Genomic DNA, 24864 nt, shown 5'->3' on the forward strand with positions numbered 1-24864 from the left:
CCGGGCGCCCCTGGCCAAGGTCAGCCTCGCCTTACTGGAAGGGGGGAGTAAATTACGACATGATTGTGTTGTGTATTCCATGAGCAACGCTACTGCTGTGCCTTTTGCCGGGCACGGGGCGCCACGCGCCGCCGCTGAGCGCGGTCACATGGCCGTCGTGCCGGCGGCCGATGCAGACGAGCGCACCCGGGACCGCGTCCTCGGTGCCGTCCTGGAGCACGGCCCGGTCAGCGCAGCCGAACTCGGCGACCTGCTTGGCTTTACGCCCGCCGCCGTCCGCCGCCACCTTGACCACCTCTCACGCAGCGGTGTCATCGAAGTCAAACGGGTGGCAAAGGCGGGAGCCGGAGCAGGCCGCCCTGCGCGCCGTTATGTCCTGAGCTCCCAGGGGCAATCATCCCTCGGTAACGACTACCTCGATATCGCCGGCCTGGCGCTCAAGCAGCTCCAGGCCGTGGCGGGGGACGAAGCGGTCCGCCAGTTCGCCGTCGACCGTTTCTCCGAGATGGAAACCCGCTACGCACCGGAGATCGACCAGGCCGGCACCGACATCACCGCCAGGGCCCGTGCCCTCTCCGAGGCACTGACCCGGGACGGCTTTGTTGCCTCAGCCGCAGAGATCCAGGCCAAGGCCCCGCTGCCGGCAGCCCTCTCCAGCGTCCAGCTCTGCCAGGGGCACTGCCCCATCCAGCAGCTCGCCGCCCAGTTCCCCGTCTTCTGCGACGTCGAGACCGAAGTGTTCTCGAGGCTCGTGGGCGTTGATGTGCGCCGCCTGTCCACACTGGCACGCGGCGGACACGTCTGCACCACCCATATACCCACAGGCCGGCTGGCCGCCGGAGGATCAAACCTCCCCCGGACCGCCACCGCCAGCCTGGTTGAAGTAAACAACCATCAGCAAGAAAGGCCGTGATGACGGACCAACTATCAGAGAAAGCGGTAGCCGAAGACACTGTGATCTCCGAGATTCTGGAAAAGAATCCTGAGCTCCATGGCATCGGCACGTACGAGTACGGCTGGTCCGACAAGAACGACGTCGGCGCGAACGCCCGCCGCGGCATCAACGACGAAGTGGTCCGGGACATCTCGGACAAAAAGAGCGAGCCCGAATGGATGCTCGACCTTCGCCTGAAGGGGCTGAAGTACTTCGACCGCAAGCCCATGCCCACCTGGGGCGCAGACCTCTCGGGCATTGACTTCGACAACATCAAGTACTTTGTGCGCTCCACGGAGAAGCAGGCCGCCACGTGGGAAGACCTGCCCGAGGACATCCGGAACACCTACGAGAAACTGGGCATTCCGGAAGCTGAGCGCAGCCGCCTGGTATCCGGTGTGGCAGCACAGTACGAGTCCGAGGTGGTGTACCACCAGATCCGCGAGGACCTCGAACAGCAGGGCGTCATCTTCCTGGACACCGACACCGCGCTGCGCGAGCACCCGGAGATCTTCCAGGAATACTTCGGCACCGTCATTCCCGTGGGCGACAACAAGTTCGCCTCGCTGAATACTGCCGTGTGGTCCGGCGGATCCTTCGTTTACGTCCCCAAGGGCGTCCACGTGGACATCCCGCTGCAGGCATACTTCCGCATCAACACCGAAAACATGGGCCAGTTCGAGCGGACCCTGATCATTGCCGATGAGGACTCCTACGTCCACTACATCGAGGGCTGCACCGCTCCGATCTACACCTCTGACTCGCTGCACTCCGCCGTGGTGGAGATCATCGTCAAAAAGGGCGCCCGCGTCCGCTACACCACCATCCAGAACTGGTCCACCAACGTGTACAACCTGGTGACCAAGCGTGCCATCTGCGAAGAGGGCGCCACCATGGAGTGGGTTGACGGCAACATCGGCTCCAAGGTCACCATGAAGTACCCGGCTGTGTACCTGGTGGGCGAGCACGCCAAGGGCGAGACCCTGTCCATCGCCTTCGCCGGCGCCGGCCAGCACCAGGACACCGGTTCGAAGATGGTCCACATCGCTCCGAACACCAAGAGCTCCATCATTTCGAAGTCAGTTGCCCGCGGCGGCGGACGTGCGGCCTACCGCGGCCTGGTCCAGGTCCGCGAAGGCGCCAAGCACTCGGCCAACACCGTCCGCTGTGACGCGCTCCTGGTGGACACCATCAGCCGTTCGGACACCTACCCGTACATCGACATCCGCGAGGATGACGTGGTCATGGGTCACGAAGCAACCGTTTCACGGGTCAGCGAAGAGCAGCTCTTCTACCTGATGTCCCGCGGCATGCGCGAAGACGAGGCCATGGCGATGATCGTCCGCGGCTTCATCGAGCCGATCGCCCGCGAACTCCCCATGGAGTACGCACTTGAGCTGAACCGCCTGATTGAACTGCAGATGGAAGGGTCCGTCGGATAACGATGACTGAAATCACTACTGAAAAGGCCCGCATCGGCGCCCCCTCAGCCCAGCCGTTCATTAACGGCTTCACCGAAGAAGGCGAAAGCCTGTCTCCGATCAACGCGGCAGCTTCCAAGGCGCCCCTGGCCGGCGAAGCGGTCAAGCGCCATTCGCACGGGGGCGGCGTCGGCGTTCCGGACAGCTCACGCGCAGGCCGCCTGACCTCTTACAAGCTGGCGGACTTCAAGCCCCTGACCGGGCTCGAGGAGGACTGGCGGTTTACCCCGCTCAAGCGCCTCCGGGGCCTGCACACCGAGGTCCTGAACGGTGCGGCCCCGTCCGTCACCGTCAGCGGCCCCGAGCAGGTCACCGTGGAGACCGTGTCCCGCGACGACAAGCGCATCGGCTCTGCAGGCATCCCGGAGGACCGCGTGTCCGCCAATGCCTGGGAAAACTTCAGCGAAGCCACCATCCTCACCATCCCGGCCGAGTTTGAAGCCGGGACCGAGATCACGGTGCTCATCACCGGCCAGGACACTGTGGCAGCTGCCCAGCACCTGGTGATTGTGGCGCAGAAGTTCTCCAGGTCCGTGGTGGTTCTTGACCACCAGGGCTCGGCTGTTGTTTCGGAAAACATTGAAATCGTTGTCGAAGACGGTGCCGACCTGACGGTCGTCTCCCTCCAGGAATGGAACGACGACGCCGTTCATGCCTCTTCCCAGCAGGCAAAGATCGGCCGCGACGCCAAGCTCAAGCACGTGGTGGTCAGCCTTGGCGGGGACCTCGTCCGCGTCACGCCGTCGGCACGTTTCACGGCCCCGGGCGGCGAAGCGGAAATGTTCGGCCTGTACTTCGCCGACGCCGGCCAGCACCTGGAACAGCGCCTGTTCGTTGACCACGCTGTCGCCAACTGCACCTCCAACGTCCTGTACAAGGGCGCACTGCAGGGCCGCAATGCCCACGCCGTGTGGGTGGGTGACGTCCTGATCCGCAAGGAAGCCGAAGGCACTGACAGCTACGAGGCCAACCGCAACCTGCTGCTCACCGACGGCGCCCGCGCGGACTCCGTGCCGAACCTGGAGATCGAAACCGGCCTCATCAAGGGTGCCGGCCACGCCAGCGCCACCGGCCGCCTGGACGACCAGCACCTGTTCTACCTGATGGCCCGCGGTATTCCGGAGGACGTTGCCCGCCGTCTGGTGGTCCGCGGCTTCCTGCACGAGATCATCCAGCAGATCAAGGTTCCCGCCCTCGAAGAGCGGTTGACCGACGCTGTTGAGCGCGAACTCGCTGTGACGAACAACTAGACGGCACGGGAAACAGATGACTGACCAGCCAAAGGGCGAATTTGTCTGCAAGACGGATGAAATCCAGCTCAAGCAGGCGCTGCGGATCCTGATCGATGACTACCCCGTAGCCATCGTCAAGGATTCCATGGGAGAAATCCACGCCATCGGGGACACCTGCTCGCACGCGGACATCTCACTCTCCGAGGGCGAAGTTGAAGGATGCATGATCGAATGCTGGGGCCATGGCTCCCAGTTCGACCTGCGCAGCGGTGAGCCGCTCCAGCTTCCGGCCTATGATCCCGTTCCGGTGTTCGCCGTCGAAATCCTCGGTGACGAGGTCTACGTGGATTTCACGAACGTGCTCAACGGAGCCGAAGCCCCGAACTTCAGCTAGCAGCATCAGCCCGGCGCCAGCCGGAGAACAACGCGGCACAAAGCAACAGAACCAAAACTTCCAGATACAGACCGCACCGCAGCCGGAGGGCACGGTGCAGAGGAGAACAAGACCTATGTCTACTCTTGAGATCAAGGACCTGCACGTCAGCATTGACACGGAGCAGGGCACCAAGGAGATCCTGAAGGGCGTCAGCCTGACCATCAAAACCGGTCAGACCCACGCCATCATGGGCCCCAACGGTTCGGGCAAGTCCACCCTGGCATCCACGATCGCCGGCCACCCGCGCTACAAGGTCACCAACGGAACCATCACCCTTGACGGCGAGGATGTCCTCGCAATGAGCGTGGACGAGCGCGCCCGGGCCGGAGTCTTCCTGGCCATGCAGTACCCCGTGGAGGTTCCGGGCGTTTCCATGACCAACTTCCTGCGGACCGCCAAGACCGCCATCGACGGCGAAGCACCCAAGCTGCGCACCTGGACCAAGGAAGTCAAGGACGCCATGGCCCAGCTGCGCATCGACGCCGACTTCGCCCAGCGCAACGTCAACGAAGGCTTCTCCGGCGGCGAGAAGAAGCGGGTGGAAATCCTCCAGCTGGAACTCTTCAAGCCGAAGTTCGCCATCCTGGACGAGACCGATTCAGGCCTGGACGTTGACGCACTGAAGGTTGTCTCCGAAGGCGTGAACCGCGCCCACGAGACCGGCAAGATGGGCACGCTGCTCATCACGCACTACACCCGCATCCTGCGCTACATCAAGCCTGACTTCGTCCACGTCTTCGTTGACGGCCAGGTTGTTGAAGAAGGCGGCCCGGAGCTCGCGGACCGCCTCGAAGAAGAAGGCTACGACCGTTACGCCTCCGGCGCCGGCGCAGCCACCATCGCCGCCGCCGCACAGGCCTAGTAAGGACTTGCCATGACCGAAATCAAAGCGGCCCGCACGGGCCTCGAGGATGTCGAAGAGGCACTGAAGGACGTCATCGACCCCGAACTCGGCGTGAACATCGTCGACCTGGGGCTCCTGTACGGCCTGAAGTACTCGGACGACGACGGCGCCCTGCTGATCGACATGACGCTCACCACGGCCGCCTGCCCGCTCACCGATGTCATCGAGGAGCAGGTAGGCAAGGCCCTGGATGGCGTTGTGGATGACTGGCGCCTGAACTGGGTATGGATGCCGCCGTGGGGTCCGGAGCGGATCACCGACGACGGCAAGGACCAGATGCGGGCCCTCGGCTTCAACATCTGATTCCCGGCCTCCGGAAATCCAGGACGTACGACGACGGCCGGTTACCTTCTCAGCGAAGGTAACCGGCCGTCGTCGTTCCCACCAACAGGCGGCAATCAGAGTGTGGGTGCCGCGAAGGTGTCGCACTGGTTGATGTCGCCGGATGTATAGCCCTGGTAGAACCATTTCTGGCGCTGTTCACTGGAGCCGTGCGTCCAGGCCTCGGGGGAAACCCGTCCTGTGGCGGCTTCCTGGATCCGGTCGTCACCGACCGCCGAGGCCGCAGACAGGGCATCCTTGAGGTCCTGCTCAGTCAACGGTTCCAGGTAGGGCTGGCCACCTCCGGGACCTGCCTGGGTGGTGGCATAGCGCGCCCAGAGGCCGGCGTAGCAGTCGGCCTGGAGCTCCACCCTGACAGCACCGGACTGAGGACCCTGCGGATCCTGCTGGCCACGGTCCAGGTATCCCAGCACATTTTGGATGTGGTGACCGAACTCGTGTGCCACTACATATTCCTGTGCCAGCGGGCCGCCTGAGGAACCGAAACGGTCCACAAGTTCCTGGAAAAAGCCCGGATCGAAGTACGCCGTGGTGTCAGTGGGGCAGTAGAAGGGGCCGACCGCGCTCGTGGCCGCACCGCAGCCGGTGTTTGTCCCGCCCGTGAAGATGACGGTCTCCGGCTGCGGGTACTGGACGTTGTAGTCCTTGAGGTAGGCCGGCCAGAAGGCGTTCAGGCTGTTGACCGTTCCGGTAATCCGGCAATCCAGCCGCGCGTCGGCGTCCGCACCCGTAGCGCAGGCAGGGGCAGTTCCCTGGCTCTGTTCGGCCGTGCCCGCTCCTCCTGTCAGGCCGTCGAGTAAAGCAGGGTTGATGCCCAGCAGGGCAGCGATCAGGAGGATAAGGCCGCCGCCGATGCCGCCGCCGACTTTGGCGCCGCGGCCCATGCCGCGCCGGTCCTGCACCTGTGAGGGGTCCAGCTGGACGTTGTCATTGAAGCTCATAAAGTCACAATAGCCTGCACCGGCAGTCCGAAACGGAGGCCGGACGGTAAAGTTGGGACGATGCCTTTTCTCGACAAAATCCAGCGTTGGGCCAACGAACGCCCCGATGACACCGCCGTTGTGGTGGCGGGCCGGTGGCTTAGCTGGGCTGACCTTCGGGACTCTGCGGCGGCAGTTGTCCCCGCTTCGGCAGGCGTCACGGTACTCGCGGAAGAGAACTCGATCGACTTTCCGGTCCGGTTCGCCGCTGCGGTGGCCGGCGGGCGTCAGTGTGCAGTCCTGGACCCCGCCTGGCCCACGGCGCTGCACGAGGAAATTCTTCAGCGGCTGGCCGAATCGGCCCACCCGTTCCCGGTGTCCGTGGATGATCCGCTGGCGGACGGGCCGCCGGACTCGACTTTCCTCATCGGCCTGACGTCCGGGACCACGTCGGTGCCCAAGGCGTTTACCCGCTCCCGGGCCTCCTGGCAGCATTCCTTTGACGCTTCCATCGAGTTCTTCGGCCTGGGCCGGGACGACGTCACCCTTGCCCCAGGGCCGCTGGTATCCAGCCTGAACCTCTACGCCCTGGCCGAATGCCTGTATGCAGGCTCCCGGTTCCAGGCCCTGGAGAGCTTCGACGTCGGTGATGTCCACGCCGCCATCACGCACGACGGCGTCACCCGGCTGGTCCTGGTGCCCACCATGCTGCGGCTGCTCAGCGAACGGGGACTGACCGGCTGCGTTGACGCCTCCGGTGTGACAACCATCATCTGCGCCGGTTCCAAGCTGGATGCACGCACCCTCGAGGCGGCGCGGCGCTGGGCTCCGAACGCCACGATCTTTGAGTACTACGGCGCCTCCGAACTCAGTTTTGTCTCCGGGGCAGGGCTGGCGGCGGGGGAGCAGCTGGACGCCGGCGGTACGGGCATCGGCCACGCTTTTCCGGGCGTTGAAGTCAGGATCCTTGACGACGACGGCTGCGAACCGGCTGCCGGGGAGGCCGGCAATATCTGCGTCCGCAGTGCCATGGTCAGCAACGGCTACCTCTGGGGTGACGATGGCCAGGCGCTTCGCTCCTTCGACGGCTGGTTCACCGTGGGGGACCAGGGTTACCTCTCAGACGGCGAACTTCACATCCTGGGCCGGCGCTCGGACATGATCCTGACCTCCGGAAAGAACGTCTACCCGCATGAGGTGGAGCTGGCCCTTGCCTCGGTTCCGGGTGTGGCTGCCGCAGTGGCTGCCGGCATGCCGGACGATTTACGCGGGCAACGGGTGGTGGCAGGGGTGGTCCCGTCGCATGGCGGAGTCACAGCGACCCAGCTCAAGGCCGGCCTCGAAAGCGTCCTGCCCCGCGACAAGCGCCCACACCAGTACTTTGCACTGTCCGAGCTCCCCACCACTGACCGTGGCAAGATCAGCCGCAAGATGCTGCTCGAATGGATTGGATCCCGTGACCAGCGGGTCCGGCAGCTTGAACGCTGACCTCCTGCCCGCCGACCGGCAGCCCGTGATCATCGCGGCCCGGCGGACGGCGGTCTGCCGGGCGAACGGTGCGTTGAAGGACCTGCGGGCCCATCAGCTGCTGGCGCCGGTCCTGGTGCAGTTGCTGGCAGAGAGCAATGTGCAGGCCGAAGACATCATGGACGTGGTGATCGGCAACGCCGTGGGCGGTGGTGGCAATGTAGCCCGTCTGGCCCTGCTGGAGGCCGGGCTTCCGGTCAGCGTGCCCGGCCTGACCGTGGACCGGCAGTGCGGTTCAGGACTTGACGCCATCGTCCTGGCCTCCCGGCTGGTGGCCGCCGGCGGAAACCCCGTGTATCTCGCCGGGGGAGTGGAGAGCATTAGTACAGCCCCCTTGCGGGCCCACCGGAACGACGACGGCGAACCGGACTTTTTCAGCCGGGCCCAGTTTGTGCCGCCCGGCTTTGGTGACCCCGATATGGGTGTAGCCGCCGAAAACGTGGCTGCCCGTTTCGGGATCAGCAGGGAGCGGCAGGATGCGTTTGCCCTCGCCAGCCACCAGCGTGCCGTGGCGGCGGGCCGCTCTGGAACGTTTGAGGGTGAGATATCTCCGCTGGAAACACCGGCCGGCGTCGTCAGCGCAGACGACGGTCCGCGCCGCGGGCTCAACGCGGCGGTCCTTGCACGGTTCCCGGCGGCGTTCGTCTCCCGGGGAACTGTCACCGCCGGGAACTCGTGCTTTGACGCGGACGCCGCGTCCGCCGTCGTGATTACCTCCCTGCAGCGGGCCCGGGAGCTGGGTGCGCCGGACGGGCTCCTTATCCTGGCCACTGACACCGCCGGCGTTGAGCCCAGGCTCTTGGGCATCGGTGCCGCGGTAGCCGCTCAGCGCATGCTGGCGGCCTCGGGCCTGTCCGCTGCCGGTATCGGCCTGGTGGAATTCAATGAGGCCTTCGCGTCGCAGGTTCTCGCATGCCTGGACCATCTTGCGGTCGATCCGGGGAGGGTCAACCTCGACGGCGGTGCGCTGGCTTTGGGCCACGCCTACGGTGCGTCAGGGGCCGTGCTGGTGACCCGGCTGCTGGCCCAGGCTCGAAGGGGCGGGGAGAACGGCGTCCTGGCGCTGGCCATGATCAGCATCGCCGGAGGGATGGGCACGGCCGCGCTGCTGCGTTACGAACGGATCGAGCGGCGAGGTCCCGGCGCCTAGGAACCGTCTTAGCAGCGGGAAGTCGCCTCTCGATGCGGCAACCGTCAGTCCTCGGCCTCGCCGAGTCCCCGGGCGGCCAGCGCTTCACCTGTTTGGCGCGCGAACGCCACAGTGGTGATGAAGACCGGCAGCACCAGTGCGCGCGGGTTCCGTTCAAGTCCCCGCGCCCGGGCGGAGTCGCGGACATCCGCGAAGGCGCCGGCGATGTAGGGGATGCTTCGGAGCATGATCGCGATGGTCAGGGCAAAACGTTCCGGGTCGGCGCCGAAGCGGCGGAACGGCCTGGCCAGTGACACCACACCGTCCAGCAGCCGCTGCATGGGCGTGGTTGCCGTCAGCAGGGACGCCGCGACAATGCAGACCAGGATGTTCAGGACGATCCGGGCTGCGGTGGGCCCGCCCAGCTGCCACCACTGGAAAAGGCCGATGACCGGCAGGACATACAGCAGCGGCCGGACGGCCCCGAACAGCCTGCGCGGACCGGCGCCGGTGAGCAGGTACAGTCCGCACAGGGCCGACAGGACCGCCGCCGATGCCAGCCAGTCAACAACCAGGAACGATGCCAGGCCGCATCCCACCACCAGCAGGAACTTCAGGCCAAGGGGCGTCCGGTGGATGACCGAATTGCCCGGTACATAGTTGGCCAGCAGGAAACCGTGTCCCCTCACGGCGCCGCCAGTCCTTGGGTTGCCAGTGCCCGGTAGGCGTCGACGGCGGCTGCCGGGCCGCCGTCGAACATTACCCGGCCCGCTTCAATGACCAGCACGCGGTCCATGTCCAGCGCCATGTCCAGGTCATGGGTGGACATGATGATCTGCTGGTCCAGTCCCGCGAGGGTGCATCGCAGGAGCTCCCGGTTGCGCAGATCCAGGAGGGTGGACGGCTCGTCCAGGACCAGCACGGACGGATTCACGGCGAGGACGGCAGCGAGGGCCATCAGCTGGCGCTCCCCGCCGGAAAGCTCGTAGATGCTCTGGTCTGCGAGGGGGAGCAGCCCGAACCGGTCCAGTGAAGCCTCTGCAAGCCGGCGGCGTTCCTGGCCGTTGCGGACGGAGCGCCGGAGCGAGAGTTCAACGTCCTCGCGGCCTGTCGGCATGACGAGCTGCGAAAGGGGATCGGTGAAGACGAAGCCCACTTGGCGGCGCACCGCCCGGACGGCGCTGACAGTATCGGCGCCATCCACCAGCACCGTGCCGGACGTGGGCTGGACCAGGCCGTTGATCATCCGCAGCAGGGTGGATTTGCCTGACCCGTTCGCGCCGATCACGCCGATCCGCTGTTCGGTCAGCTCGAGACTGACGTCCCGGAGCAGGGTCTTGGGTTCAGGGTGGTTGTCGAGGGCGACGGCCACCGACGTGCCCCGGAAGGAGATGGTTGCCATGGCTGCTTAGGGCTTGATCCGCTTCACGCGGCGGACCAGAACGTCCGGAAATGCACGGTGCAGGGCAACGGCGATCACCGCGGCGAGGATGTTCTTGATCACGTCGCCGGGGTAGAAAACGAGGTCCGCGATGAAGGCCTGGGCGAGCTCTGTCTTGGTGTTGACGGCAATCCCGATGATGCCGAGGGTGTGCACCACCGCGATGCTGGTCACCATGGCAGCGGCGAAGAACCACAGGGCCCGGGCACGGGTGGTGCGCCGGATGACAACGACGGCGAGCCAGCCCACCAGGGCCGCGGCGATCGGGAAAGCGATGATGTATCCGGCAGACGGCCCGGCCAGGATGCCCAGTCCGCTGCGCCCCTGGCTGAAGATGGGCAGGCCGGCAAGCCCGAGCAGGGTGTAGAGGCCGACGGCCGCGAAACCACGGGCCGGGCCCAGCATCAGGCCGGTGAGCATCACCGCGAGGGTCTGGAAAGTGATGGGTATGCCGAACACGTTGGCTGCAATGCCGGGCACCAGCGCAGAGCCCGCAACGAGGGCGGCGAAGACGGCGATGAGGCCGAGGTCGGTGGCGTTCCACCGGGAACGGTCGCGTGAGGTGGTGCCGTTGACGGCGGTGTCGGTCTGGCTCATGGAGTGTTCCTGTCGTGGATATACAAACTAAGCATGGGGTGACCCTGACGTTACCGGCCGCCGTCGGGACCCATTTTGTAGGGGGTCTACTAAACGGGCGGCCGGGCGTTGATTGCTGGATACAAAGGACCGCAGCCGCCGCGGCGGTTAGCGGGTGGGGATACGGCCGGTAGACTTGGGTAGGCCGTTCTGTGCGGCCATTCTGCCTGCTTCTTCCAGACGTCATCCGTTGAGCTGCGGCATTCCCTGTTGTGAAAGGCCTTACCTGCTGTGATTACTGTCCAGGATCTTGAACTGCGCGCCGGTGCCCGGCTCCTTATGGACCAGGTGAGCTTCCGCATCGACAAGGGAGACAAGATCGGCCTGGTGGGGCGCAATGGTGCCGGCAAAACCACACTGACCCGTGTGCTCGCCGGCGAGGGCCTTCCCGCTGCCGGCAAGGTCACCCGTACGGGTGAGATCGGCTACCTTCCGCAGGATCCGCGCACCCCGGACATGGAACAACTCGCCCGCGACCGTATCCTCGCGGCACGCGGCCTGGATGTCGCCGTCGGCAAGCTCCGGCTGGCGCACGAGGAGATGGCCAGCGACGACGCAGATGTCCAGCGCAAGGCGATGAACCGCTATGACCGGCTGGAATCGGAATTCCTGGCTGCCGGCGGTTACTCGGCCGAGGCCGAGGCAGCCGCGATCTGCTCCAACCTTGCGCTGCCGGACCGCATCCTGAACCAACCCCTCAAGACCCTTTCCGGTGGGCAGCGACGCCGCGTTGAACTGGCCCGGATCCTTTACTCGGATGCCGAGACCATGCTGCTCGATGAGCCCACCAACCACCTTGACGCCGATTCCATCGCGTGGCTGCGGGACTTCCTCAAGAACCACCAGGGCGGGCTGATTGTGATCAGCCACGACACCGAGCTCCTTGAAGCCACCGTGAACAAGGTCTTCCTGCTGGACGCCAACCGCGCGCAGATCGACTTCTACAACATGGACTGGAAGCGTTACCTGCTCCAGCGCGAAACCGACGAGCGTGCCCGCAAGCGCGAACGCGCCAACGCCGAGAAGAAGGCCCAGGTCCTCTTCGACCAGGCCAACAAAATGCGGGCCAAGGCCACCAAGGCTGTCGCAGCGCAGAACATGGCCAAGCGTGCAGAGCGCCTGCTCAGCGGCCTCGAAGCAGTCCGCGAGAACGACCGCGTGGCAGCGCTCCGCTTCCCGGACCCGTCGCCCTGCGGCAAAACGCCGCTTACCGCCGAGGGCCTCAGCAAGTCTTACGGCTCGCTGGAGATCTTCACCGACGTCGACCTTGCCATTGACCGCGGCTCGAAGGTGGTCATCCTCGGCCTGAACGGTGCCGGCAAGACCACCCTCCTGCGGATGCTCGCCGGCGTGGACAAGCCGGACACCGGGGACGTCATTCCCGGCCACGGCCTCAAAGTCGGCTACTACGCCCAGGAGCACGACACCCTGGACGTGGACCGCACTGTCCTTGAAAACATGCGCTCCTCTGCCCCGGACATGCAGGACGCGGAAGTCCGCGGTATCCTCGGCTCGTTCCTGTTCTCCGGCGACGACGTGGACAAGCCTGCCGGCGTCCTCTCCGGCGGTGAGAAGACCCGCCTGGCGCTGGCCACCATTGTGGCCTCCAGCGCCAACGTGCTCCTCCTCGACGAGCCCACCAACAACCTGGACCCGGCCAGCCGCGCCGAAATCCTGGGTGCCCTCAGGAACTACAGCGGCGCCGTCGTCCTGGTAAGCCACGATGAAGGGGCCGTCGAAGCCCTCAACCCCGAGCGCGTTGTCCTGCTGCCGGACGGCGTCGAGGACCTGTGGAACGAAGACTACCTGGACCTGATCACCCTGGCTTAGGCCACGACGCGCGGTGGTTACGTTCGCATCAGCGCTAGCGGACGGTCAGTTCCTCCGCGTCCGTGATCCGCAGCAGGTCTTTGTAGGTAATGCTGAACATCGAGTTGTGGTCTCCTGCTCCTGCCCAGAGGATTTCGTGAGCAGACAGGGACTTGTCCAGGAGCGTTCTGATCCTGTGGGGGTGGCCGACGGGGGCTACGCCGCCTACTTCCTGGCCGGTGTGGTGCAGCACGAAACTGTGGGTGGCCCGACGGATCTGTCCTGTCCCCAGGTGCGTGGCCACGAGTTGCGTGTCCACCTTTGCTGCGCCGCTGGCGAGGATCAGCAGCGGGGTCCCGTCAAGTTCGAACACCAGGCTGTTGGTGATGGCCGCCAGCTCACAACCCAGGGCTTCCGCTGCGGCGGCCGCCGTCGGGACCATTGTGGTGAACACCTTCACGGTGTCCTGGACTCCGGAAGCTGTCAGGGCGCGCTTCACGGTGGCCACCGGCGCGGATATATCCCGACTGCCCAACGTCAGTAGCCCTGGGCGTCGAGGAGGGCGTCTTCCTCTTCCTCTGACGTTGCCTTTTTGCCCTTGCGGGCGGCCGGCGGACGACGGCGGGCTGCCGCGGCGGCGGAGTGGACCGGGCTGCCGGAACTGACCTCTTCACCATCCTCGTCTTCGGCGTCGATCGCGGCGTTTCTGGCCTGCTGCCGTGCGGCGTAGCCGAACCCGACAAACATCAGCACGCCGAACGCGAACCACTGCAGCGAGTAGGACAGGTGCGTTCCTTCTTCGGTGGCCGGCTTCGGGAACGGGAACGGCATCTGGGCCGCGGCCGGCGACTCTGAAGCAAGCTGCCCATAGGCGCCGGTGAGGACGGGATAGCCCAGTTCGGCCGCGTAGGTGGGCAGGTCGATGGACGCGAGCTGGCCCGCCGGGGCGCCGCGGTCCAGTTTCGGCTCCCCGTGCTTGAGCCGGACGACGGCCGTCACTGAGCCCGAAGGGGGTGCCGGAACTGAGTCGGGGCTGCCCGGGATTTTGTTGCCGATGGGCAGCCAGCCCCTGTCGATCACGACGGTCTCGCCGGTCTCAAGTTTGAACGGGACGACCACTTCATAGCCGGGCTGCCCGTTCAGCGGACGGTTGCGGACGATCCGTTGGCCGGCGACGTCGTAGGTTCCCTTGAGTTCCACCTGGGTCCACTCCTTGGCGGGGTCCAGTCCAGTGAACTCGTCACGGGCCTGCCCGAAGGGGATGGGTGCCGCGGAATAGTTGGTCACCACCCGGTTGATTTCTGCGAGGGTCTCGGCGCGGCGGTCCATCTGCCAGCGGCCAAGGAAGACACAGGCAGCAGCAAAAATGGCGGCCAACAGCAGGTAGGCAAGCCATTTGCTGGAAAAGAGAAACCGGTACATTCAGCTGTCCTGCCCTACGCCGGACCCGCCGGGCCCGTGGGCCTGGTCCATCACGACGGTGTCCTTCCAGAGGCCGCGGGTCTGCAGGTAATCCTCCAGCCAATCCCGGTGGTCGTCACAGGCGAGCCAGATCTTCCGGCGCTCCGGAGTATGGATCTTGGGATTGTTCCACAGCAGCTGCCAGGATGCTTCGGTACGGCAGGCTTTACGGGAGCAGGTGGCACCCATGGCCGGCGCGGCACTGTCTGTCCCGCCTGCCAGGTCGAAAATGTTCATGAAGCGCGCCGTTCCTGTCCGTAAGTTGGTTCGTCGCCGTCATCAATTATCAGCTCACCCTGAAGGACAGTGGAGGCTGTGCTCTCTGGCGCCGGAGCCGCCACGGGGCTTTCCAGCTCGGCAAGCGGGGCGGAATCCAGCAGCGAATCGCTGTGGACCTCCGCCTTATCGTTCCCGTTGGCGAGGACCACAGCGATCCAGGGGAGGAAGACGGCACCTGCAACCATCAGAAGCTTGAACCAGCCGTCAACCACAAAAATCAGGATGAGGCAGACCATGCGGATTCCCATCGCCAGGGAGTACTGCATCATCCGGTGGCGCATGTCTTCGGAGTGGGCTGCGGCTGCGTCCGTGATGCTGTGCACCGCGGAATCGCCGGAGAACCGTTCGGGTTCTCCGGGCACGTACTGTCCCGCATGGTTTTCAAGGGTCACGGCTGGTTGATCACGCTCCAAGGCTTGCCTCAATTCTCTCACCATCCGGCAGGCGCGCCCAAACGGAGGCTAAGATCGGAGGCAGTAAAAATCCCATGCGTTTCTACCGCGGTGACACCTGCCGCAGAATCCCGGAGCCCCAGATGCCTGAAGCAGCCCTGACCCCCCGAAGCGTCCTGATCACCGGAGGGAACCGTGGCATCGGGCTGGCCATTGCCGAAGCTTTCCTGGCCAACGGCGACAAAGTTGCCGTGACCTACCGCAGCGAGTCGCAGTTGCCTGCCGGAATCCTTGGCGTCAAAGCTGATGTGACTGACGAAGCCTCGGTCGATGCGGCATTCACCGAGGTGGAGGCCGCCCACGGTCCGGTGGAGGTCCTGGTTGCCAACGCCGGGATCACCAAGGACATGCTCCTGCTTCGCATGCGCGAGGAAGACTTTACGTCCGTCATCGACACCAACCTCACGGGCGCTTTCCGGGTCATCAAGCGCGCATCCAAGGGCATGATCAAGATGCGGAAGGGGCGGGTGGTGCTGATCTCTTCCGTCTCAGGACAGTACGGCGCGCCGGGCCAGATCAACTACTCCGCCTCCAAGGCCGGCCTGGTGGGCATCGCCCGGTCGCTGACCAGGGAACTGGGATCCCGCGGCATTACAGCGAACGTGGTGGCACCCGGTTTTATCAATACGGACATGACTGCCGAACTTCCCGAATCCACCCAGAAGGACTACCTGTCCAGCATTCCTGCCAACCGGTTCGCTGAGGCCTCGGAAGTGGCCAACGTGGTCCGCTGGATCGCCAGCGACGAGGCAGCCTACATCTCCGGCGCCATCATCCCGGTCGACGGCGGCCTGGGCATGGGTCACTGACAGGAAGTTCCCTAGGAGGCGGCTTCGAACGCTTCCCTAAGCCACTCGGTCACCTCGGTGTCGACGTCATCGGCGGTGGCAAGTTCCAGGTGGTGCATCCACACGCCGGGGGACGGCTGGACCACTTCCTTGAACCGGGCCGACTCGATCCGCCGGGGCAGCGCGATGGACAGGACAGCCGGCACCTCGGTTTTCAGGTGCTGGCGGGGGTTCCAGACGTAGGCGAAGCCGCGCCTGTTCCGGAACGCCACCTGGCTGGTGGTGGTGCGTTCAACCGCCGGGCAGGCACTGAGAACGGCGCTCCGGACAACCTGGCAGAGCTGAAGTCCCTCGGGCGAATTGCTGAACAGCTCTTCCGGGGTGGACGGGGTTCCGGCGCTGCCTGTCATGGGGCGAGCCTACGCCGCGGGAGGTCCACGGGATACCCGGAATCGGGCAGGACACTAGCCGGACCGGGCTTCTTTGTGGGGGTCACACAAGCAAATTCGGATACTGCGCTGGCATGATGGACTGCAGACCTAGAGGCTTTTAGACGTTTCGAACAAAAGGAGTACACATGGGACTGCTGGATAACAAGACCGCCATCGTCACCGGATCCTCACGGGGGATCGGCGCGGAAGTGGCCAAGAACCTCGCTGCCGAGGGTGCCGCCGTCGTGGTTAACTACCGCCAGAAGGCACCGCGCGCCAACAAAGTGGTGGCAGGAATCGAAGCCGCGGGCGGCCGCGCCGTCGCTGTCGGTGCGGACCTCACCACCCAGGAGGGCGTCCAGGCCCTGGCCAGCGCCGCCATGGAGAACTTCGGTTCGCTGGACGTCCTGGTCCTCAACGCCTCCGGCGGCATGGAATCAGGCATGGCGGACGATTATGCGCTCAAGCTGAACCGTGACGCGCAGGTCAACATGCTCAACGCAGCAGTGCCGCTGATGAAGGAGGGCTCACGCGTGGTCTTCGTGACCAGCCACCAGGCCCACTTCATCAACTCCGTGCCCACCATGGAGGCCTACGAGGCTGTGGCCCGCAGCAAGCGTGCCGGCGAGGACGCCCTGCGTGAGCTCATCCCCAACCTGGCCGAGAAGGGCATCTCGCTGGTGGTCGTCTCCGGCGACATGATCGAAGGAACCGTGACCGCAACTCTGCTGGACCGTTCCACACCTGGCGCCATCGAGGCCCGCCGCGCCGAGGCCGGCAAGCTCTACTCCGTGGAGGAATTCGGTGAGTTGGTGGCCAGTATGGCCACCGCCGATGTCGAGTCCGGCCACACCGAGTACGCCGGCGGCTCGGACTACTTCGGCAAGAGCGCCCAGTAACTCCTGCTTAAACGGGGAAGGCACTCCACGGTGCATATCACCGTGGAGTGCCTTTCTTGCGTCCAGGGGGTGCGGATCAGACGCCGGCGATGTGCCGCACTGCGTCAAGGTATGGCATGTTGATGGCCGAATCCGCGACCGCCCGGACCGCGGGCTTGGCATTGAAGGCCACCCCGATACCGGCAGCACTGAGCATGTCCAGATCGTTGGCGCCGTCGCCCACGGCGATGGTGTGCTCCAGGGGGATTCCCTCGGCGGCGGCCCACTCGCGGAGGTACTTTTCCTTGGCGGCGCGGTCGACCACTGCGCCCAGCACCTTCCCCGTCAGGGCGCCATCCACAATTTCCAGCTCATTCGCGATCCAGTAGTGCAGGCCCAGGCTCTCGGCGATGGGCTTCAGGATCTGGTTGAACCCGCCCGAAACCACGGCAACAACATGGCCTGCAGCCTTGAACGCGGCCACCAGTTCGGCGGCGCCTTCGCTCAGCCTGACTTCAGCGCGCACGGAATCGACGACGTCGGCGGGCAGCCCGGCGAGGACCGCCACCCGGGCGTGCAGGCTCTGCGCAAAGTCGAGTTCCCCGCGCATGGCGGCTTCAGTGACTGCGGCAACTTCTTCGCGCTTGCCGGCGTAGGCGGCGAGGAGTTCGATGACTTCCTGCTGGATCAGCGTTGAGTCGACATCCATGATCAGGAACTTGCGGGCAGCGCTCCGGAGCCCGGCCGGAACAATCGCCGTGTCAACGCCGTCCTGGGGATGCTGTGCCACTGCGTGCCGGAGGGCAGTGAGGCCTGCTCCTGACGCGTCGGGCAGGGCGAGATCCGCGGTGTGGACGTCAAAGCGGCCATCACTGGACCGGGTTTCGGACTGGACGGCAGCGCCGTGTCCGGAGAGGAAGGAACGCAGCTGGTCCAGCTCCGCGGGGATCAGTTTGAGGCCATAGCTGACCGCAGTCACGTTCGAAGTCATGGCTGCAATCTTAGCCAGTGGGGGAGGGCCGCCGGAATTTGGTGGCCATTAAAGGAGACTGCCGGGCCTTCGGTGGTGCGCCCGACGTATCAGTTATCAGTCAGCCTCCGTTTTGTCCTAGTGTCTACTGCTATGAGTGATGTTCTTGAATTGGCCGCCGTCAGCGTTGTCCGTGGGGCTAAAACGCTCCTGAACAAGGTGGATTGGCAGGTCAAGGAAGGCGAGCGTTGGGTCATCCTCGGTCCCAACGGCGCGGGCAAGACCACTCTCCTGCAGATTGCAGCTGCCCGGCTGCATCCCACCAGCGGCATGGCCGGCATCCTGGAGGAAATCCTTGGCGCGGTGGATGTATTCGAACTCCGTCCCCGCATCGGCCTGTCCTCTGCAGCCCTTGCAAACCAGATCCCGGAGCACGAGAAGGTCCTGAACGTCGTGGTCACTGCCGCCTATGGCGTGACGGGCCGCTGGCGCGAGGGGTACGAGAAGGCAGACGAACGCCGGGCCTTCACCCTGCTCAACGAATGGGGCATGGGGCCACTGCTCAACCGGCCTTTCGCGTCGCTGTCCGAAGGGGAGCGCAAACGGGTGCAGATCGCCCGCGCCCTGATGACCGATCCGGAGCTCCTGCTGCTGGACGAGCCCGGTGCCGGCCTGGATCTTGGTGGCCGCGAGGACCTGGTGCACCGCCTCAGCGAGCTCGCCCGGGACGAGGACGCTCCGGCCATCGTGCTGGTCACCCACCACCTTGAGGAAGTGCCCCCGGGCTTCACCCATGCCATGCTGCTGCGCGAAGCCAACGTCGTTGCAGCAGGTCCCATCGAAGAGGTCCTCACCGCCGCGAACCTGAGTGAAACGTTCGGCCTTGATCTTGATGTGACGGTCAACGCGGGCAGGTACACCGCCGCCGCCCGCCGCTAGACGGCGCACCTACCAGTACCTTGGATCTTCTCGGCAGTATCTTTGTGCTCTTCGCCGGCCTGTGGGCCGGAACCATCAACGCCGTGGTCGGCTCCGGCACGCTTGTTACCTTTCCTGTCCTTCTCGCGCTCGGCCTCACGCCCGTCGTCGCGACCATGAGCAACGCCATGGGCCTGATAGCCGGCGGCGCCTCGGGCGCCTGGGGCTACCGCAGGGAACTCAAGGGCAGGGCCAAGCAACTGCTCAGGCTCCTGCCGGCGTCGCTGCTGGGCGGCATCACCGGAGCCTTCCTGCTGCTGAATCTGCCCGAGAAGGTGTTCCACTTCGTCGCCCCGGTCCTCCTGGTCCTGGCTCTCCTGATGGTGGTCTTCCAGCCGCGCCTGCAGGCATGGGTACGCACACGCGAGGAGAACCCCGAGCACGCGGTGCGGGATAAAAGGCATGGCATCCTGCTGCTCGTGCTGGTCTACCTGGCCGGCGTCTACGGAGGCTACTTCGTTGCAGCCCAGGGGATCCTGCTGGTGGGAATCCTGGGGATCTTCCTGACGGGCACCATCCAGAACGCCAACGCCATGAAGAACATCCTGGTGCTGGGCGTCAATCTCATTGCCGCAGTCTCGTATCTTCTCTTCGCCTTTGACCGGATCAACTGGCTGGTGGTGCTGCTGATCGCGGTGAGCTCCACGGTAGGCGGGCTCCTGGGCGCGAAGGTCGGGCGGCGGCTGTCGCCGCCGGTTCTGCGGACTGTCATCTTTATCCTCGGCCTGGTGGCGCTGGGCTTCATGATCGCCAACCTGCTGAAATAATCGGCAAGTGACAATCCACCACCTCGAATCCGCCGCGGACCCTCGCGTCTCCGACTACACCCAACTGACCGATGTGCACCTGCGCAAGCTGCGGGAACCGGCGGAGGGCATGTATATCGCCGAGTCCTCCCGTGTGCTGCGTCGGGCTCTGGCGGCGGGACACCAGCCGAGGTCGTTCTTCCTCGCGGAAAAATGGCTGGCGGACCTGCAGGATGTCCTCGACGCCTATCCGGATGTCCCGGCGTTCATCGGAACAGCCTCCCTGCTGGAGGAGATCACCGGGTTCCACCTCCACCGCGGTGCAATGGCAGCCATGCAGCGGCCGGCGCCGGTGCCCCTGAACGAGCTTCTGGCCGGCGCCCGCAGGGTCGCCGTTCTGGAAGACATTGTGGACCACACCAATGTGGGTGCGATCTTCCGCTCGGCCGCTGCGCTGGACGTTGACGCCGTGCTGATCTCGCCGCGCTGCGGCGATCCGCTGTACCGGCGCAGCGTCCGCGTCAGCATGGGCACCGTGTTCCAGGTGCCGTGGGCGAGGCTGGAGAGCTGGCCGCAGGATCTGGCATTGCTCCAGCGCCAGGGCTTCACTGTGGCGGCGCTCGAACTCACCGGGGATGCCGTCGACGTCGACGAACTCGCCGCAGGCAATCCGGACAGACTCGCCCTGGTGCTTGGCACCGAAGGTGCCGGAATGAGCGCCGCGACGCTCGCCGCCGTCGACCTGGCCGTCAAGATCCCCATGCGCCCCGGCGTCGATTCCCTCAACGTGGCTGCCGCCTCGGCAGTCGCCTTCTGGGAGCTCCGCCCGCGTGGTTAGCGGGGTCCACGTTGATCGGCTATTATTAACAGCTGGCTGTACTGCGTCTTCTGCAGCGGCCATCCCATTCATACCTGGCAGCTGGCAAAATCCAGTTGTGCGAACAAAGGTCCAATTATGAAGTCTGATACACACCCGAAGTACGAAGCTGTTGTTTTCAACGACCTGGCTTCCGGCGTCAAGTTCCTGACCAAGTCCACCGTGTCTTCGAAGAAGACCATCGAGTGGGAAGACGGAAACACCTACCCGGTCATCGACGTCGAAATCTCCTCCGAGTCCCACCCGTTCTACACGGGCAAGCAGCGCATCATGGACTCTGCAGGCCGCGTCGAGCGCTTCAACGCCCGCTTCAAGGGCTTCGGCGGCAAGAAGTAATTCACTTCACCCCCTGGTTCTTTGGAAAGCCCGCACCGGTGACGGTGCGGGCTTTTTGCGTTTCGAGCCGTCCTCCATGTGCGGCAGGATGGAAGGCATGACTGACATGCCCGTTCCAGCTGACGACAGTTCTGCCCGCCGCCTGCACGGCGAGTACAAGGTCCCCGGCGGAAAGCTCGTCGTGGTTGATCTCGTTGTCGAGGACGGTGTACTCGCTGATGTGTCGGTCAGCGGCGACTTCTTCCTGGAACCGGACGAGGCACTCCTGGACATCAACCGTGCACTCACCGGACTACCGGAAACCACGACGGCGGCGGACCTTTCGGCGGTCGTGACCGCCTCGCTGCCTTCCGGCGCTGCCCTGTTCGGCTTTTCGGCCGACGCCATCGCCGTGACGGTCCGGCGTGCCCTCGCCAAGGCGACAACCTGGGCGGACCATCACTGGAACATCATCGCCCCTGCGGTGTTGCCCACAGCCGTCAACGTGGCACTGGATGAAGTGCTCACCGAGGAGGTGGGAGCAGGCCGCCGAAACCCCACCCTGCGGTTCTGGGACTGGGAGGAGCCCTCCGTGGTGATCGGCAGCTTCCAGTCGGTCCGCAATGAGGTCGATCCCGACGGCGTTGCCCGGCACGGCATCACCGTGGTCCGCCGGATCAGCGGCGGGGGAGCGATGTTCATGGAGGCCGGCAACTGCATCACCTACTCCCTCTATCTGCCGCAGACGCTGGTGGACGGAATCAGCTTCGCGGACTCCTATGCCTTCCTGGACGCCTGGGTGATGGCCGCGCTGGAGAAGATCGGGGTCACGGCGTTCTACGTGCCCCTGAACGACATCGCCACTGACCAGGGCAAGATCGGCGGCGCCGCCCAGAAGCGCCTCGCCAACGGCGGGATGCTGCACCACGTCACCATGAGCTACGACATCGACGCCGGCAAGATGGTCGAAGTGCTGCGCATCGGCAAGGAAAAACTCTCGGACAAGGGGACCCGCAGCGCCAAGAAGCGCGTGGACCCCCTCCGCCGGCAAACGGGGCTCGCCCGCACGGAGATCATCGCGGCCATGATGGAGGTCTTCACTGAACGGTACGCCGCCACATCCTCGGAACTGACCAGCGAAGAGCTTGGCGAAGCCCGTCACCGCGTTGCCGCCAAGTTCGGCACCCGGGAGTGGCTCAACCGGATCCCGTAAACCCCGTCGATTGCTCGGGAGCGGCAGGGTTCAGTGCCGGGTCTGGGCGGTCAGTTCCCGCAGCAGGTGGCTGCGCTGCTCCACGACAATCCGCCGCAGGGCGGCCGGCGCGTCCGCATTGGCGGCGAGCCACTCGTCGGTTCGGAGCACCACCGGCTGCTGCTCAGGCCGCATACCGGCTGACAGGTCCTGGGCGTGCGGATACAGCCCCTGGACAATCCGGCTGGAGATTTCGATGCTCCGGTTGTCCCAGACGTCGCGGAGGCAGGCGAAGTACGGCTCCACGTAAGGCTCGAGCAGCGCGGCGGGTGCGGTGGCGAAGCCGGCGATCGTGGCGCTGAGGATCTGGTTGGACAGCCCCGTCCCCTGGACGGCTGCTTCCCATACGGCAGCCTTCACGTCGGCATCCGGGCGGGCGGCAGCAGCGGTGGCGTGGCCGGCCTTGCCTGAGGCTGTCTTGTCGCGTTCCAGTTCACCGTCCAGTTCCTGAAGCGTGGCCTGGCCGTTGGCTGCCAGCGCGTGCCAGAGGGTCCAGCGCAGCTCCGCATCCACCGCCAGGCCCTCGACCTTCTCCGTGCCGTCCAGGAGGCCTCTGAGCCGGGTGAGGAGTGCGGGATCATGACGGCTGACAGACGCCAGCGTCCGCGCCCACGCCAGCTGGTGGTCTGAGCCCGGCGCCGCCGAGTCCAGCTGATTGTCCACCGCTGCCAGGAAGCCACTGCGAACAGTGTCCCGCTGGACCGTGGCGGTGAAGCGTTCGACGGCGGTCTCGGCGTTGTCGAGGATGTTCAGCAGGACCCCGATCCCTGTTTCGGCGGCTCCGAAGGCCTTAACCGCATCCACGTAGCGTGCTGCCGGGCTTTCCGCGTCCCGGGCCGAGTTCCACAGCGCTGTCCAGACGAGGGCCCGCGCCATGGGATCGGTGATCCGGTCCAATGACCCCAGCACTGTGGCCTCGGACGCCGGGTCCAGCCGGGCTTTGGCATAGGTAAGGTCGTCGTCGTTCAACAGCAGAAGGGCAGGCCGCGCCTGGCCGGTTAGTTCGGGAAGGGGAGTCCTCGCGCCGGTGATGTCGGTTTCGACGCTCCCGGTCCGGACCAGGGCACCGTATGGATCGAAGTTGTACAGGCCCACGCGCAGCCGGTGCGGGCGCAGCTCTTCGCGTCCCGTGACGGGGTCCACAGCCTCCTGGACGATTGCCACGGAGCCCAGGACGCCGTCGTGCGTGTCCGCCTCCACCGACAGCGTGGAGATGCCGGAGGTCTGGAGCCACGGAGCTGCCCAGGCCGCGAGGTCGCGGCCGGAAGCAGCGCTGAGGGCCTTCAGGAGGTCCGCCAACGTGGTGTTGCCGTAGGCGTGGTCCCGGAAATACTGACGGGAGCCGGCGATGAACGCGTCAAACCCCACATAGGCCACCAGCTGTTTGAGCACCGATGCACCCTTGGCATAGGTGATGCCGTCGAAGTTCTGCTTGGCGGCCTCGAGGTCAGGGATGTCGGCGACGATGGGGTGCGTGGTGGGAAGCTGGTCCTGGACATACGCCCAGGCCTTGCGCTTGTTCGCAAAGTTCACCCACGCCGTATCCCAGTCCGTGGCGCGGTCCACGCCGAGGGTGCCCATATAGTCGGCAAACGATTCCTTGAGCCACAGATCGTCCCACCACTGCATGGTGACGAGGTCGCCGAACCACATGTGGGCCATCTCGTGCATGAGGGTGTTGGCGCGTCCCTGGTACTGCGCGCCGGTGGCACGGGACGTGAACACGTAGCTTTCGGTGAAAGTGACCAGCCCCGGGTTTTCCATCGCGCCGAGGTTGTATTCGGGTACGAACGCCTGATCGTATTTGCCCCAGGGGTAGGGGAAGTCGAAGAGGCGGTTGAAGAAGTCCAGCCCGCTCTTGGTGAGCCGGAACAGCTCCGCGGGGTCGAAGGACTCCGCCATGGAGGCCCGGCAGTAGAGAGCCAACGGCACCTCCAGCGGCGTACCGTCCTCGAGAATTGTGCTCCAGTGCTCCTGGGCTTTGAAGTAGGGACCGGCCAGCACCGTGGTGATGTACGTGGACATCGGCCGCGTGGCGGCGAAGTCCCAGCGGCTGGTGGCAGGGTCACTGGTCAGCTGGGTCCGTGCGGCCTCGACCCCGTTGGACGCCACCTGCCAGTCCGACGGCGCCATCACGTGGAAAGTGAACTCGGCTTTGAGGTCCGGCTGCTCGAAGTTCGCGAACACCCGCCGCGCATCCGCCGGCTCGTACTGTGTGTACAGGTAGCATTGGCCGTCGGCCGGGTCCACGAAGCGGTGCATGCCCTCCCCGGAACGGCTGTAGAGCGCGGTCCCTGTGACGGTGACCTGGTTCTCTGTCTGCAGGTTGTCCAGCCGGATCCGGGAACCGTCCACAACCTCAGCCACCGGCAGGTCCTTGCCGTTCAGGAACACACTGTGCACCTCGCCGGCAATGAAGTCCAGGAACGTAGACGTTCCCCGTACAGGCCCGGCGGCGGAGAAGTTGATGACGCTGCGGCTGGTGTAGCCCGCCACATCCGGATCAGCGGCAGCGCGCACGTCCAGGGACACATCGTAGCTGTGGGTGGTGATCAGGGCTGAACGTTGGGCGGCTTCGCTGCGCAGCAGATTCTCATGTGACACTCCGCTATCTAATCACGCGCCGCCGCGGGCGGTTCACGGCCC

The 24864-nt window shown here is 65.2% G+C and carries 27 protein-coding genes; 16 read left to right on the plus strand and 11 right to left on the minus strand.

Features of this window, described 5'->3' with window-relative positions; translation table 11 throughout:
* The first annotated feature begins 70 nt into the window (after positions 1-70).
* From ACS5PJ_RS00870 to ACS5PJ_RS00895, 6 genes are all read left to right on the plus strand, one after another.
* The gene (locus ACS5PJ_RS00870) at positions 71-913 is read left to right on the plus strand and encodes a helix-turn-helix transcriptional regulator (RefSeq protein ID WP_439433053.1); all 843 of its coding nucleotides are present in this window, start codon (positions 71-73) and stop codon (positions 911-913) included.
* A complete protein-coding gene (gene sufB, locus ACS5PJ_RS00875; RefSeq protein ID WP_108599660.1) occupies positions 913-2376 on the plus strand; it encodes a Fe-S cluster assembly protein SufB in 1464 nt (487 codons plus the stop codon). The genes ACS5PJ_RS00870 and sufB overlap by 1 nt, the downstream gene beginning before the upstream one ends.
* Before the next feature lie 2 nt (positions 2377-2378).
* Positions 2379-3665 carry a Fe-S cluster assembly protein SufD gene (sufD, locus tag ACS5PJ_RS00880; protein ID WP_439433054.1) on the plus strand — a complete coding sequence of 429 codons (1287 nt, stop codon included), beginning with the start codon at positions 2379-2381 and terminating at the stop codon, positions 3663-3665.
* A 16-nt stretch (positions 3666-3681) separates the two neighbouring features.
* Positions 3682-4041 carry a non-heme iron oxygenase ferredoxin subunit gene (locus ACS5PJ_RS00885; protein ID WP_439433055.1) on the plus strand — a complete coding sequence of 120 codons (360 nt, stop codon included), beginning with the start codon at positions 3682-3684 and terminating at the stop codon, positions 4039-4041.
* A 115-nt stretch (positions 4042-4156) separates the two neighbouring features.
* Positions 4157-4945 (plus strand): Fe-S cluster assembly ATPase SufC, encoded by a 789-nt coding sequence (gene sufC / locus ACS5PJ_RS00890; protein ID WP_439433056.1) that lies wholly within the window; start codon positions 4157-4159, stop codon positions 4943-4945.
* A gap of 12 nt (positions 4946-4957) precedes the next feature.
* Positions 4958-5290 (plus strand): metal-sulfur cluster assembly factor, encoded by a 333-nt coding sequence (locus tag ACS5PJ_RS00895; RefSeq protein ID WP_439433057.1) that lies wholly within the window; start codon positions 4958-4960, stop codon positions 5288-5290.
* 95 nt (positions 5291-5385) lie between these two features.
* Here ACS5PJ_RS00895 and ypfJ read toward each other — a convergent pair whose 3' ends face one another.
* Positions 5386-6270: a KPN_02809 family neutral zinc metallopeptidase gene (ypfJ, locus tag ACS5PJ_RS00900; RefSeq protein WP_439433058.1), complete on the minus strand. Its 885-nt coding sequence runs from the start codon at positions 6268-6270 to the stop codon at positions 5386-5388.
* Between the two features lie 60 nt (positions 6271-6330).
* Between ypfJ and ACS5PJ_RS00905 the strand changes: the two genes are divergently transcribed.
* Positions 6331-7737, plus strand: a complete 1407-nt coding sequence (locus ACS5PJ_RS00905; RefSeq protein WP_439433059.1) for a class I adenylate-forming enzyme family protein — start codon at positions 6331-6333, stop codon at positions 7735-7737.
* Complete coding sequence (locus ACS5PJ_RS00910; RefSeq protein WP_439433060.1) at positions 7706-8926, plus strand: thiolase family protein; 1221 nt, start codon at positions 7706-7708, stop codon at positions 8924-8926. The genes ACS5PJ_RS00905 and ACS5PJ_RS00910 overlap by 32 nt, the downstream gene beginning before the upstream one ends.
* 44 nt (positions 8927-8970) lie before the next feature.
* Here the strand turns inward: ACS5PJ_RS00910 and ACS5PJ_RS00915 are convergent, their stop codons facing one another.
* Genes ACS5PJ_RS00915 through ACS5PJ_RS00925 form a run of 3 tightly spaced genes read right to left on the minus strand, consistent with a single transcriptional unit; the run spans position 8971 to position 10943 of the window.
* A complete protein-coding gene (locus ACS5PJ_RS00915; protein ID WP_439433061.1) occupies positions 8971-9594 on the minus strand; it encodes an energy-coupling factor transporter transmembrane component T family protein in 624 nt (207 codons plus the stop codon).
* Positions 9591-10307, minus strand: a complete 717-nt coding sequence (locus ACS5PJ_RS00920) for an energy-coupling factor ABC transporter ATP-binding protein (RefSeq protein ID WP_439433062.1) — start codon at positions 10305-10307, stop codon at positions 9591-9593. Before ACS5PJ_RS00920 ends, ACS5PJ_RS00915 begins: the two co-directional genes overlap by 4 nt.
* A gap of 6 nt (positions 10308-10313) precedes the next feature.
* Positions 10314-10943: a biotin transporter BioY gene (locus ACS5PJ_RS00925; protein ID WP_439433063.1), complete on the minus strand. Its 630-nt coding sequence runs from the start codon at positions 10941-10943 to the stop codon at positions 10314-10316.
* Positions 10944-11213: 270 nt separating this feature from the next.
* Between ACS5PJ_RS00925 and ACS5PJ_RS00930 the strand changes: the two genes are divergently transcribed.
* Positions 11214-12812 carry an ABC-F family ATP-binding cassette domain-containing protein gene (locus ACS5PJ_RS00930; RefSeq protein ID WP_439433064.1) on the plus strand — a complete coding sequence of 533 codons (1599 nt, stop codon included), beginning with the start codon at positions 11214-11216 and terminating at the stop codon, positions 12810-12812.
* A gap of 34 nt (positions 12813-12846) precedes the next feature.
* On the opposite strand, the gene ACS5PJ_RS00935 is transcribed toward ACS5PJ_RS00930, so the two are convergent.
* Genes ACS5PJ_RS00935 through ACS5PJ_RS00950 form a run of 4 tightly spaced genes read right to left on the minus strand, consistent with a single transcriptional unit; the run spans position 12847 to position 14923 of the window.
* Positions 12847-13299: a YbaK/EbsC family protein gene (locus ACS5PJ_RS00935; protein ID WP_439433065.1), complete on the minus strand. Its 453-nt coding sequence runs from the start codon at positions 13297-13299 to the stop codon at positions 12847-12849.
* A gap of 29 nt (positions 13300-13328) precedes the next feature.
* Entirely contained in the window at positions 13329-14213 is an 885-nt protein-coding gene (locus tag ACS5PJ_RS00940; protein ID WP_439433066.1) for an SURF1 family cytochrome oxidase biogenesis protein, read from the minus strand.
* Positions 14214-14489, minus strand: a complete 276-nt coding sequence (locus ACS5PJ_RS00945; protein WP_439433067.1) for a hypothetical protein — start codon at positions 14487-14489, stop codon at positions 14214-14216.
* Positions 14486-14923 carry a DUF3099 domain-containing protein gene (locus tag ACS5PJ_RS00950; protein WP_439433068.1) on the minus strand — a complete coding sequence of 146 codons (438 nt, stop codon included), beginning with the start codon at positions 14921-14923 and terminating at the stop codon, positions 14486-14488. Before ACS5PJ_RS00950 ends, ACS5PJ_RS00945 begins: the two co-directional genes overlap by 4 nt.
* Positions 14924-15066: 143 nt before the next feature.
* Between ACS5PJ_RS00950 and fabG the strand changes: the two genes are divergently transcribed.
* Positions 15067-15792, plus strand: a complete 726-nt coding sequence (fabG, locus tag ACS5PJ_RS00955) for a 3-oxoacyl-ACP reductase FabG (protein WP_439433069.1) — start codon at positions 15067-15069, stop codon at positions 15790-15792.
* A gap of 11 nt (positions 15793-15803) precedes the next feature.
* Here the strand turns inward: fabG and ACS5PJ_RS00960 are convergent, their stop codons facing one another.
* Positions 15804-16181: a DUF5655 domain-containing protein gene (locus tag ACS5PJ_RS00960; RefSeq protein ID WP_439433070.1), complete on the minus strand. Its 378-nt coding sequence runs from the start codon at positions 16179-16181 to the stop codon at positions 15804-15806.
* Positions 16182-16348: 167 nt separating this feature from the next.
* On the opposite strand from ACS5PJ_RS00960, the gene ACS5PJ_RS00965 reads away from it, so the two are divergent.
* Complete coding sequence (locus ACS5PJ_RS00965; RefSeq protein ID WP_439433071.1) at positions 16349-17101, plus strand: SDR family oxidoreductase; 753 nt, start codon at positions 16349-16351, stop codon at positions 17099-17101.
* A gap of 76 nt (positions 17102-17177) precedes the next feature.
* Here ACS5PJ_RS00965 and serB read toward each other — a convergent pair whose 3' ends face one another.
* A complete protein-coding gene (gene serB / locus ACS5PJ_RS00970) occupies positions 17178-18071 on the minus strand; it encodes a phosphoserine phosphatase SerB (RefSeq protein ID WP_439433072.1) in 894 nt (297 codons plus the stop codon).
* Positions 18072-18203: 132 nt separating this feature from the next.
* On the opposite strand from serB, the gene ACS5PJ_RS00975 reads away from it, so the two are divergent.
* The 5 genes from ACS5PJ_RS00975 to lplAB all read left to right on the plus strand — a co-directional run bounded on the left by ACS5PJ_RS00975 (position 18204) and on the right by lplAB (position 22179).
* Positions 18204-18989: an ABC transporter ATP-binding protein gene (locus ACS5PJ_RS00975; protein WP_354148474.1), complete on the plus strand. Its 786-nt coding sequence runs from the start codon at positions 18204-18206 to the stop codon at positions 18987-18989.
* A 20-nt stretch (positions 18990-19009) separates the two neighbouring features.
* Entirely contained in the window at positions 19010-19795 is a 786-nt protein-coding gene (locus ACS5PJ_RS00980; protein WP_439433073.1) for a sulfite exporter TauE/SafE family protein, read from the plus strand.
* Positions 19796-19802: 7 nt separating this feature from the next.
* Entirely contained in the window at positions 19803-20612 is an 810-nt protein-coding gene (locus ACS5PJ_RS00985; protein WP_439433074.1) for a TrmH family RNA methyltransferase, read from the plus strand.
* Between the two features lie 117 nt (positions 20613-20729).
* Positions 20730-20987, plus strand: a complete 258-nt coding sequence (locus ACS5PJ_RS00990; RefSeq protein WP_024365679.1) for a type B 50S ribosomal protein L31 — start codon at positions 20730-20732, stop codon at positions 20985-20987.
* Between the two features lie 97 nt (positions 20988-21084).
* Complete coding sequence (gene lplAB / locus ACS5PJ_RS00995) at positions 21085-22179, plus strand: lipoate-protein ligase LplAB (RefSeq protein WP_439433075.1); 1095 nt, start codon at positions 21085-21087, stop codon at positions 22177-22179.
* Positions 22180-22209: 30 nt separating this feature from the next.
* Here lplAB and pepN read toward each other — a convergent pair whose 3' ends face one another.
* Positions 22210-24822, minus strand: coding sequence for an aminopeptidase N (gene pepN, locus ACS5PJ_RS01000; RefSeq protein ID WP_439433076.1), 2613 nt, complete (start codon positions 24820-24822; stop codon positions 22210-22212).
* Positions 24823-24864: the final 42 nt, after the last annotated feature.

The sequence above is a fragment of the Pseudarthrobacter cremeus genome (genome assembly GCF_051857465.1).
Lineage (GTDB): Bacteria > Actinomycetota > Actinomycetes > Actinomycetales > Micrococcaceae > Arthrobacter.

What these genes read in the sequence shown, in the direction of transcription:
- serB (WP_439433072.1), bottom strand. Translation starts at nt 18,071, where the DNA reads ATGACTTCGAACGTGACTGCGGTCAGCTATGGCCTCAAACTGATCCCC.
- ACS5PJ_RS00960 (WP_439433070.1), bottom strand. Translation starts at nt 16,181, where the DNA reads ATGACAGGCAGCGCCGGAACCCCGTCCACCCCGGAAGAGCTGTTCAGC.
- ACS5PJ_RS00940 (WP_439433066.1), bottom strand. Translation starts at nt 14,213, where the DNA reads ATGTACCGGTTTCTCTTTTCCAGCAAATGGCTTGCCTACCTGCTGTTG.
- lplAB (WP_439433075.1), top strand. Translation starts at nt 21,085, where the DNA reads ATGACTGACATGCCCGTTCCAGCTGACGACAGTTCTGCCCGCCGCCTG.
- ACS5PJ_RS00885 (WP_439433055.1), top strand. Translation starts at nt 3,682, where the DNA reads ATGACTGACCAGCCAAAGGGCGAATTTGTCTGCAAGACGGATGAAATC.
- ACS5PJ_RS00990 (WP_024365679.1), top strand. Translation starts at nt 20,730, where the DNA reads ATGAAGTCTGATACACACCCGAAGTACGAAGCTGTTGTTTTCAACGAC.
- fabG (WP_439433069.1), top strand. Translation starts at nt 15,067, where the DNA reads ATGCCTGAAGCAGCCCTGACCCCCCGAAGCGTCCTGATCACCGGAGGG.
- sufC (WP_439433056.1), top strand. Translation starts at nt 4,157, where the DNA reads ATGTCTACTCTTGAGATCAAGGACCTGCACGTCAGCATTGACACGGAG.
- ACS5PJ_RS00905 (WP_439433059.1), top strand. Translation starts at nt 6,331, where the DNA reads ATGCCTTTTCTCGACAAAATCCAGCGTTGGGCCAACGAACGCCCCGAT.
- ACS5PJ_RS00920 (WP_439433062.1), bottom strand. Translation starts at nt 10,307, where the DNA reads ATGGCAACCATCTCCTTCCGGGGCACGTCGGTGGCCGTCGCCCTCGAC.
- ACS5PJ_RS00895 (WP_439433057.1), top strand. Translation starts at nt 4,958, where the DNA reads ATGACCGAAATCAAAGCGGCCCGCACGGGCCTCGAGGATGTCGAAGAG.
- ypfJ (WP_439433058.1), bottom strand. Translation starts at nt 6,270, where the DNA reads ATGAGCTTCAATGACAACGTCCAGCTGGACCCCTCACAGGTGCAGGAC.
- ACS5PJ_RS00925 (WP_439433063.1), bottom strand. Translation starts at nt 10,943, where the DNA reads ATGAGCCAGACCGACACCGCCGTCAACGGCACCACCTCACGCGACCGT.
- sufB (WP_108599660.1), top strand. Translation starts at nt 913, where the DNA reads ATGACGGACCAACTATCAGAGAAAGCGGTAGCCGAAGACACTGTGATC.
- ACS5PJ_RS00945 (WP_439433067.1), bottom strand. Translation starts at nt 14,489, where the DNA reads ATGAACATTTTCGACCTGGCAGGCGGGACAGACAGTGCCGCGCCGGCC.
- sufD (WP_439433054.1), top strand. Translation starts at nt 2,379, where the DNA reads ATGACTGAAATCACTACTGAAAAGGCCCGCATCGGCGCCCCCTCAGCC.
- ACS5PJ_RS00975 (WP_354148474.1), top strand. Translation starts at nt 18,204, where the DNA reads ATGAGTGATGTTCTTGAATTGGCCGCCGTCAGCGTTGTCCGTGGGGCT.
- ACS5PJ_RS00965 (WP_439433071.1), top strand. Translation starts at nt 16,349, where the DNA reads ATGGGACTGCTGGATAACAAGACCGCCATCGTCACCGGATCCTCACGG.